This window comes from Serratia sp. LTN-2, assembly GCF_059740205.1.
The window spans coordinates 799341-809123 of the sequence record NZ_JCAXDO010000001.1; the positions used below are offsets into that span (position 1 = coordinate 799341).

Below are 9783 nucleotides of genomic sequence, written 5' to 3' on the forward strand. Positions count from 1 at the left end.
TGCCGCCCGCCCATTCAGGAATCGCTTTATGCTCAAATCCGTCATCACTCACCCGTCGCTGCTCGCCGCACTGGCGCAATGCGGGCATAAAACCCAGGTGTTGATCGCCGACGGCAACTACGCCTGCGTGACCCACGCGCCGAAAGACGCCACCGTGGTCTATCTGAACCTGGCGCCCGGCACGCTCGCCGCCCCGCCAATCCTGGAAAAACTGCTGGCCTGCATCAACGTGGAAAGCGCGGCGCTGATGGCCTGCCCGCCGGACTTCACCAACACCATCGAAGCCGAATACCGGCAGCTGCTGCCGGCACATTGCCCGGTCGAACACCTGCCGCGCGAGGCGTTTTACGCCGCGGTCAAATCGGATCGAACGCTGCTGGTGATCGCCTCCGGCGAACAGCGCCGTTTCGCCAATCTGCTGCTGACAGTGGCGCCGGTGGTGTGAAAGAGGTAGAGGGTGTGAGGGGTAAAATGAGGGGGCCAGCCCCCTCATGCCGTTACAGGTCAGCGACCCACTTCTCCAGCTCCCCCGCACGTTCCGCATCGATATAGCTGGTGGCCCAGCCAAACAGGTAAGCGAAGGCGAAAATGCCCACCGTCGACGACACCAGCGTCGGCGCGAAAAACGCGGCGATAGCGGAAAGCGTATACCCTGCGCCGATCGACAACCCGAGCGCTTCGAGCTGGTTGCGGAACGCTTTCCAGTTGCCCGTTGAGAAACCTTCAATCGCGGCGTTTACCAGATCCGCGCCTTTGATCGCCCAATCCACCCCGGTGAAGACCTTGCCCAATACCCGCGCATTGCGGGCATACTGTTCCGCATCGATCATTTTCAGCCAGGTGACAATCGCCGCTTTGTCCTGCGCCTTGAGTTTTTTGTTCAGGCCCTTCGTCAATTGCTCGTAGGTTTTCTCCGCATCCTGCACGTTGCGGATATATTTTCCTTGTATTCCCGCCTCCAAATCCTTGGCGAGTTTGGCGTATTTCGCGCCTATCTTTTCCGCGATATCTTTATTGATACCTGCGGCCAGGCTGACGCCATCCTTGATGGCTTTTAATTCCGCATTTTGATATTCGACGAATTCCTTAACGATCGTTTTTACCGAGCCGGGCGATTTTACCGGTTTGCCGTTGGCATATTTCACCTCCATGGCATTCAGGTTATCCCCTCTCACCACGGCGATAAACGCGGGCCGGTTCTTATTGGCCTTATAGTAGAGGTTGTAGGTCGCCACTCCGTCTTGCTTTTCCACCTTCAAATGATGAAAACCGTAGTAACTCCCGGTCGTGCGGGTCGTCGAGAATTCGCCGGTTTTGCCGTTGCCATGCCAGCCGCTGACGAGCCGATCGCGATGCGAGTCTGTCACGAAACTGCCTAACGAAGAGGCGCCGATCTGCCCGGCATTCAGGCCATTGTTGCCGCCTTTGCCAGGAGCTGAGGGCTTGCGCGCATGGCCGGTTTCGATATCCCCGATCGCCACTGTCACCCCCTTGGCGTTGACCCCCATCACCAGCCCCCCCAGGCCAATGTGCTTCGCCTGCTCGGCCGTCAAACCGGTGGCGGAAAGGCTCAGCGTGCCGGATGGGCTGACGCTTTCAATATGCAATTTCGCATCCGGGTTAATTCTGCGCGCCGCCTTAATCACCGCCTCCAGCTTCATGCGCAGCGCCGGATCGTTTTGGATCGCCGCTATCTGTTGCTGTTCCGGGCTGTTGCCAACGCCGGCGCCGCCGCGATCGCGATCGCCGGAATGGCCTTTATCGCCGCCCCCTGGCTCAGGGCCCGTACCGCGTTCAGAACTCCAGTTAGTCCCATCTCCTTTACCGCCATAATTAAATCCAGGCATATGCTTTCATCCTTATTTCGTTTTATTTTTAAGATGCCGATATTCTCGTTTAACGCGGATTGACACGCGCATTATCCCTATCGGCAAACCGTTTTTAGCTGCCCGTCATTTATAAAAAACTGCAGAAATAAGGACAACGGATGGCGGCTGTCTGGTCGGTGAAACAAATAGGATCGCGTCTGCAGAACCTGAATATATCGCCGCGGGACACACCTGGATGGCTGCGACCTGTTCAGAAGTCATTGGCACATACCATGAATTGCAATTACAATCATCGCACTTGCAACTTAAAGAGAATGCTCCGCATGTCGCCTCAACGTATAACACTGCCCGCCGCCTCGGCCAGAACCCAAACCCTGGCCGAAGCCTGTATCCGCAAGATGACCTCCGCCAGCCAAAAAGCCGGCGCTTCGCGCCCTTCTGCCAGCGCCTGGACGGCGCAAACTCTGGGCGAACTCAACGCCAGCGGCGACATCTGGCTTATCGACGGCAGAAGGCGCGCCGAGCCGCCGATTTCCCGCTACGCCACCGCCTGGCCGCTCTGGTTTAGCCATCAATCAGAGCGTTATGAGAAGCCGCTGTTTTACTTCGTCAACACGCCCTCGGTGGACATGCTCCGCGGGCTTGAGCCGGAAACCAATCGCAAGGGGATTTTCATCAGCGATGCAGATACCGGCAGTGCCGATTTGCCGAAAGGCGTTCAGGCCTGGTTCCCGCTTCAGCTCACGGCCATGCCGGGCTGGTTGCCTTTCGATCCGGCCAATGCCAGAGAAACCGGCGCGATACTCCATCACGCCCTGCGCGCGCTCTATCTGGAGGGAACGAGAAAGATGGTGTATCTCGCGACCAACGCAGACAATGGCCCCCTCTCTTCAGGGGAGCCGTTTGTCGCAGAACAGGCGTTCAGGGGAATGTATCGCGTCGCCACCGCGGCAGACTCACCGTTGCAGGTTCGTCTGTGCGGCGCCGGCCGTGCGCTCGCCCGCGTTCAGCAGGCGGCCGAGGTATTGAAAAACTGGGGGATTGCGTCTGAAATCTGGAGCTGCCCCAGCTACACGCGGTTGGCGCAGGACGCCGAACTCGCCGACATGCAGCGCCAGGACAGCGGCGGCAAATGCCATCTGAAAACGTGCCTGGGTGCCGGGAATGCCCCCGTCGTCGCCGTCACCGACTACTCGCACCTGATTGCCAATCAGCTCAAGCGATTCATTCCCGCACGCTTTGCCGCGGTGGGCTCAGATTCACGGGTGCGCGGCGAAATCCACTACCCGCAGGCGGAATGGATTGCGCTCTGCGCCCTCAAACTGCTGGCCGACGAGCAGAAAATCCCTTCGGCGCTGATCGCCGATGCGCTGCGCGTTCTGCACATCACACCCGCTGCCTGATCACTCTCTGGCCAGCTGCATCGCGTTGTCCAACGCGTCGGAGAAGCGTGCGATCTCTTCTTCGCTGAACTGGTTGAGAAAATGGGTGTTGACCACCGTGCGGTAGATCTCCCACATCTTTTTCCGCAGGGCCTTGCCTTCCTCGGTGATAGTCGCGAAGGAGGCCCGGCGATCGTCATCCGATCGAAAACGCGTGACCAGCCGCTCTTTTTCCAGGCGATCCATCAGGCGGGTCAGGTTGTAACGCTCAATCACCAACACGTCCGCCAGCTCATGCATGCGGCGTGTGCCGTTTTCCCCGCTTTCCAATCCCCATAACACGTCATACCAGGCGTAAACCGGCAGCCCCGCCTCCGACAACTTCGCCTCTATCTTTCTGATCATCGCCCGATGCGCGCGCACAAAGGAGAACCACAGGTCGGGTTGTTTATCTGTCATGTCATTTTTCTCGTCAAAAGCGGTGAGTTGCAATTGCAATTGTAAAGGGATAGAGTGGCTTTCGCCATTATTGCATTTGCAACTCTTGCACTTGCAATTCAATAAACCCCTGTATCGCTCAGCGCCTTATCAGGTAAGTACATTTGGAGCTTTTATGAACCAACCCGTGGTTAAAGCAGATCTTGACCCGCAAGAGACGGCTGAATGGCTTGAGGCATTTGAAGGCGTCACCGATATCGATGGCCGTGAGCGCGCGCATTTTTTACTGGAGAAAATGGCCGAAGCCGATCAGCGAAAACACGGCGATTTCTTCAGCCTGGTCACCACGCCCTACGTGAACACCATTCCGGCTTATAAGCAGCCGACGTATCCCGGCGATCTGGCCGCTGAAGCGCGCATCAATGCGTTTATTCGCTGGAACGCCATGGCGATGGTGCTGCGCGCCGGCAAACATTCCAACGTTGGCGGGCATATCGCCACCTACCAGTCGGCCGCAGTGCTTTACGATGTGGGATTCATGCACTTCTTCCGTGGGCGCACCGATGATTTCGCCGGCGACATGGTGTATATCCAGGGCCACTCCGCCCCCGGTATTTATGGCCGTGCCTATCTCGAAGGCCGCATCGACGAGGAGCTGCTCGACAACTTTCGTCGCGAATCCGCGCACCGTGGCCTCTCCTCCTACCCGCACCCGCGGCTGATGCCGGATTTCTGGCAATATCCCACCGTTTCGATGGGGCTGGGGCCGCTGACCGCCGCCTACCAGGCGCGCTACATGCGTTATCTGGAATACCGCGAGCTGAAACCTCACCAGGGAAGAAAGGTGTGGGCGTTCCTCGGCGACGGCGAGATGGATCAACCGGAATCGCTGGCGGCGATTGCGCTGGGCGGGCGAGAAAAACTCGATAACCTGATCTTCGTCGTGAACTGTAACCTGCAGCGGCTGGATGGCCCCGTGCGCGGCAACGGCAAGATCATTCAGGAACTGGAGGGTACCTTCAAAGCCGCCGGCTGGCAGGTAATCAAGGTGATCTGGGGCAGCGGCTGGGACAAACTGCTGCAAAAAGACCGCTCCGGACTGCTGATGCAGCGGATGATGGAGTGCGTCGACGGCGATTACCAGACCTTCAAATCGCAAAGCGGCGCCTATGTGCGGGAGCATTTCTTCGGCAAGTACCCGGAATTGCTCGAGCTGGTCGCCGACCTGAGCGACGATGAGATCTGGGCGCTGCACCGTGGCGGCCACGATCCGCAAAAGGTGTACGCCGCCTACCATCAGGCGGTGCATACCACGGGCAGACCGACGGTGGTGCTGGCCAAAACCGTCAAAGGGTTTGGCATGGGGGAAGCCGGTGAAGGGCAGAACATCAACCACCAGCTGAAAAAAATGAGCCAGGATGCGGTGAAAGCCTTCCGCGACCGTTTAGGGCTGACAATCTCCGACGCCCAACTGGCAGAGATCCCTTACCTGAAGCCTGAACCCGACAGCGCAGCGGCGAAGTACATCACCGCGACGCGCACTGCGCTGGGCGGCTACATCCCTGCCCGCTTCGGCCAATCCGCTCCGCTGGCGATACCGGAACTATTGCGCTTCGACGGCCTGCTGAAGGGCAGCGGCGAACGCAACATGTCGACCACCATGGCTTTCGTCAATATCCTCGGCACGCTGCTCAAAGACGCCAACATCGGCAAACTGATTGTGCCCATCGTGCCGGACGAATCGCGCACGTTCGGCATGGAAGGCCTGTTCCGCCAGATTGGCATCCATTCCTGGCTCGGCCAGCTGTATACCCCGCAAGACGCCGGGCAGCTCAGCTACTACAAAGAGGCCAAAGACGGCCAGATTTTGCAGGAAGGCATCAACGAATCCGGCGCGATATCGACCTGGATCGCCGCCGGCACCGCCTACAGCAACCACGATGTCGCGACAATCCCGTTCTATATCTTTTACTCCATGTTCGGGCTGCAGCGGGTGGGCGATCTCGCCTGGGCAGCGGCAGACGCGCGCACCAAGGGCTTCCTGCTCGGCGCCACCTCCGGCAGAACCACCCTGATGGGCGAAGGCTTGCAGCATGACGACGGCCACAGCCACGTGCTGTCTTCCGTCATTCCCAGCTGCGTCTCCTACGATCCGACCTATGCCTATGAACTCGCAGTGATCGTTCAGAGCGGCATGCGCAGGATGTTCGTTGAACAAGAGGATATTTACTACTACATCACCTTGCTCAACGAAGGATACCCGCAGCCGCCGATGCCGGCGGGCGTGGAGGACGGGATTATCCAGGGCGCCTATTTGCTCAAACAGAACGAAACGGCAAACCAAGAGAGCCCGCGCGCTCAGCTGGTCGCCAGCGGCGCCATCATGCGCGAGGCGCTGGCGGCGGCGGCGCTGTTGGCCGAGGACTTTGGCGTCGCCAGCGATATCTGGAGTGCCACCAGCCTGAGCGAACTGCGCCGTAACGGCATGGCGGCCGAACGCTGGAACCTGCTGCACCCGGAAGACCCGCCGAAAGTCCCTTATATACAGAGTCTGCTGGCGGCGCATCCTGGCCCGGTGGTGGTGGCGACGGACTATATGAAGATCGTCGGCGATCAGATCAAACCGTTCTTGCCGGACCGCGCCTTTATCACCTTGGGCACCGATGGCTTTGGCCGCTCGGACACCCGCGAGGCGCTACGTGAGTTCTTCGAGGTCAACCGCCATTTCATCGCGCTCGCCGCGTTGAAACTGCTGGCTGACGAAGGCCGTATCGCCCGCAGCGAGGTCAACCGCGCCATGGTGCTGTATGGCATCGCCCCCGATAAGCCGGATCCGGCAGCGGTGAAGTAACGCATAGCCTACCCACGCCGCCGGCTGTCACCCGCGGCGTTTTTCCGCCTTCGGCTCGGCATCACGCGGCTCCCGCTCCCCCAGCCGCACCAGCGGGATATCCGCCAGCCGGGTGGTGTAAGCCGGCGACAGCATTTCGCGCTTCATTTGCCACGGCTTGACGATCCCCTGCCCGGCGAACCACACACGCCCGCGCCCCTCCTGATTCAGACGATCGATGGTCGCCATCAGCTGACTGCCGTTGCGGCGCGGCGGACAGTCGTCGAACAGGTCGATCTGCGCCATGGCGGCGGCGCTGAAATCCCCCAGCACCACGCCGCCCTTCAAGTAGCGTCGCCCTTCCAGCCAGATGCTCTCCAGCGCACGCACCGCCATGGCGATAATGTCACGGCTGTCGTTGCTCGGCGTTTGCAGCCGGGCGGTGCCCATATTGCTGTAATACCCTTCGCCCGCCGAATGCGGGCTGGTTTTGATAAACACCGACACATTGCGACAGTAGCGCTTTTCCTGCCGCAGCTTCTCGGCGGCGCGTTCGGCGTAGCTGCAGATCGCCTCGCGCATGTGCGGGTAATGCGTCAGGCGCTGGCCGAACGAACGGGAACAGATGATCTGCTCTTTGGCCGCCGCTTCATCCTCCCATTGCAGGCATGACTCGCCGCGCAGCTCTCGTATCGTGCGCTCCAGCACCACGCTGAAGGTTTTACGCGCCAGCCGGGTATCGCAGTCCGCCAGCTGCAGCGCGGTGTGAATGCCCATCGCCTGCAGCTGACGGGTCAGGCGGCGGCCCACGCCCCACACCTCCTCCACCGGGATTAACGCCAGCAGCTTGCGCTGGCGCGCCGGATCGGACAAGTCCACCACGCCGCCGGTCCCCCGCCATTTCTTGGAGGCAAAGTTAGCTAACTTGGCCAGCGTTTTACTCGGTGCAATGCCGACCCCGACCGTCAAATGCAGCTCGCGCCGGATGCGATCGCGCACCCGATGACCGAACAGTTCCAGCGCCTCGCAGTGCGCCACGCCGTCCAGCCGCAGAAAGGCTTCGTCGATGTAAAGGAAAGAAGCTCTACCATGGACATGACTCCAAATCAGAGCATTCCAATATTCAAACTTCGATGTCGACTGTCCATAGTAAGAAGATCTTTTCCAGAAAATTAGACTTGATAAAGGGCTTCGCATTAACGACGACAGGTCAGCAGAAATCGCGCTGCCGTTTTTTTACGGCAGCCAACAGATAGAATTGTTCTGCGGGTGACAATCCGTTGCCGGCTGGATACTGAAACTGCCCTTTGCGTATCATGTGGAGCAGCTCGATGCCAGCCAGAAGCGTTTGTGCCCGCCGAAATGGTTTGAACCCCAGCATGGACCGTATCCGACGTTTGATATTCCGGTGATCTTGCTCAATCAGATTATTCAGATACTTATTCTGCCTGACGTTAATGGTTTCCTCTGCGGGGTTGTCGGCATTGAGTGTCGTCAGCGCTGCCGTGTTGGCGCCACTTTTATCAATGGTCACTCTCTCAGGTCTGCCCTGGTGTCTAATGGCTTTGCGAAAGAAGCGTAATGCAGCCACAGCGTCCCGTTTGGCGGCCAGCATGAAGTCGATGGTCTGCCCCGAAGTATCCACCGCGCGGTAGAGATATTTCCACTGACCTTTGACTTTGATGTAGGTCTCATCCATTCGCCATCGGCGACCCACGAAGCGTTTACGCCGTCGAAAGGCTTTATCCAGTGACGGTACCAGGCGGATGACCCAGCAATAAAGCGTAGAGTGGTCAACAAAAATACCACGTTCAGCCATCATTTCCTCCAGATTACGCAGGCTAAGGGCATAGGCCAGATACCAGCGCACACATTGCGCGATGATATCGACGGGATAATGCAGTCGCTGGAAGGCATTTCGGATCAAAGACATGGACAGGTAACATCATTAAAAAAAACAGCATGTTATCTGACGACGCCTTAATGCGACAGAGCCCATGATGTTAACTCCCTTCCAATTAGGTCTATATTACCGATTACACGAAGTTCAGTATCTTCACCAATCTCCAAGAAAGATAGCACCTGTAAAGCTGGGAATTCACGCTCCACGAATTTACGTAAAAAACGTCGTACATCAATGGCAGTGATTAACACTGGATTCTTGGATTAACTTTTATTCAGTGCCGCATGTAGCCTATCGATAACGGCCTGATAGACATCCGGTGCCAAGGCAGAATAAGAGCCGGAGGAGGTTTTTCTAATCGCTTCTCCAACTATGATAAAACCCAGAGAGTAAAGGCCAATGCAAAAGAAATTGATAATAGAATAACAATTATCATGATAACAATAAAATCGAAAAAATCATTGTATTTCAATTGTACACTCTCAAAAAGACCAGCTTATACAATGTAATTTAAATGCCAGTTAAACAAAAACCACGTTAGACGTCAACTAACGTGGTTTTACTATATTAATAAACACAACTTCAATTACTTAGTTTTTCGCTAATGATTCTAACCTGACGTTACAAACTCGTATAAGGCGCCTGGGCCGTACAAAATCTAATTATTATAGTCTATTGAATTGCATGATAAGGTCATTTTGGCCTTCATCGGCATGCATATGATCTTGTTGCTGATCTATTAACACTGTTTACTTGGGATCTCTCAGCCTTTTGGGGGGGGGCCCACAGGTATATCCCCCCCAATAATCAACCTTTAATTTTACTAACAATTATCGATGATATTGTTGATAGTAGGCCTGAGCCCACTACGGCGCCAATCAAACTGGGCAGATTTACTAGAGAGAGAGTTCCTGCGTTCTCAAAAATTCCATCCACAGCTGCTGCACCCGCACCACCACCAATCACCCCACAAATAATATTGGTAATCGTTCTTGTTATATTATCTGCACCAATTTTTTTGACAAATGGCAAGTAACCTGATAACCAGCCAATGACACCACCAATTACAAGATTTACAATAGTGTTAGCATCCATAATAATATCTCTTTGAGTGTTTAGGAAAGAATATTGCTTACACCTTTAAATATAGGATATTTTTTATTGTTGACAAGCTTTTATTCACTATTTAAAAAACTCAGTAATCAATATGTTGATAATACTTTTCAGTGATGTAGTCATCAGGAAATAGCATGTTGGGTGGAACGGGGGAATCTGATGGTGGTTTAGGAGCGATATTGACATTATCTGCTAGCTTGGGGCACTATACTGTGCCAACAAGGTAGCACCATAAAATGTCTTCTGGTGCCACCTTATGCGAGAGAGTTCTTATTTATTATCTTC

8 protein-coding genes are annotated in these 9783 nt (G+C 56.0%); 3 read left to right on the forward strand and 5 right to left on the reverse strand.

Features of this window, described 5'->3' with window-relative positions:
• The first annotated feature begins 28 nt into the window (after positions 1-28).
• A complete protein-coding gene (locus AC6BYQ_RS03735; protein WP_498056309.1) occupies positions 29-445 on the forward strand; it encodes an RbsD/FucU domain-containing protein in 417 nt (138 codons plus the stop codon).
• 52 nt (positions 446-497) lie between these two features.
• On the opposite strand, the gene AC6BYQ_RS03740 is transcribed toward AC6BYQ_RS03735, so the two are convergent.
• Positions 498-1847 carry a colicin-like pore-forming protein gene (locus tag AC6BYQ_RS03740; RefSeq protein WP_498056310.1) on the reverse strand — a complete coding sequence of 450 codons (1350 nt, stop codon included), beginning with the start codon at positions 1845-1847 and terminating at the stop codon, positions 498-500.
• A 305-nt stretch (positions 1848-2152) separates the two neighbouring features.
• On the opposite strand from AC6BYQ_RS03740, the gene AC6BYQ_RS03745 reads away from it, so the two are divergent.
• Complete coding sequence (locus AC6BYQ_RS03745) at positions 2153-3232, forward strand: transketolase-like TK C-terminal-containing protein (protein ID WP_498056311.1); 1080 nt, start codon at positions 2153-2155, stop codon at positions 3230-3232.
• On the opposite strand, the gene AC6BYQ_RS03750 is transcribed toward AC6BYQ_RS03745, so the two are convergent.
• Positions 3233-3670, reverse strand: coding sequence for a MarR family winged helix-turn-helix transcriptional regulator (locus AC6BYQ_RS03750; protein WP_015378305.1), 438 nt, complete (start codon positions 3668-3670; stop codon positions 3233-3235).
• A gap of 154 nt (positions 3671-3824) precedes the next feature.
• Between AC6BYQ_RS03750 and aceE the strand changes: the two genes are divergently transcribed.
• Positions 3825-6500: a pyruvate dehydrogenase (acetyl-transferring), homodimeric type gene (gene aceE / locus AC6BYQ_RS03755; protein ID WP_498056312.1), complete on the forward strand. Its 2676-nt coding sequence runs from the start codon at positions 3825-3827 to the stop codon at positions 6498-6500.
• A 27-nt stretch (positions 6501-6527) separates the two neighbouring features.
• Here the strand turns inward: aceE and umuC are convergent, their stop codons facing one another.
• The 3 genes from umuC to AC6BYQ_RS03770 all read right to left on the reverse strand — a co-directional run bounded on the left by umuC (position 6528) and on the right by AC6BYQ_RS03770 (position 9477).
• Positions 6528-7676 (reverse strand): translesion error-prone DNA polymerase V subunit UmuC, encoded by a 1149-nt coding sequence (gene umuC / locus AC6BYQ_RS03760; protein WP_498056313.1) that lies wholly within the window; start codon positions 7674-7676, stop codon positions 6528-6530.
• A gap of 13 nt (positions 7677-7689) precedes the next feature.
• A complete protein-coding gene (locus tag AC6BYQ_RS03765; RefSeq protein ID WP_498056314.1) occupies positions 7690-8412 on the reverse strand; it encodes an IS6 family transposase in 723 nt (240 codons plus the stop codon).
• A 777-nt stretch (positions 8413-9189) separates the two neighbouring features.
• Positions 9190-9477 (reverse strand): hypothetical protein, encoded by a 288-nt coding sequence (locus AC6BYQ_RS03770; protein WP_311272010.1) that lies wholly within the window; start codon positions 9475-9477, stop codon positions 9190-9192.
• Positions 9478-9783: the final 306 nt, after the last annotated feature.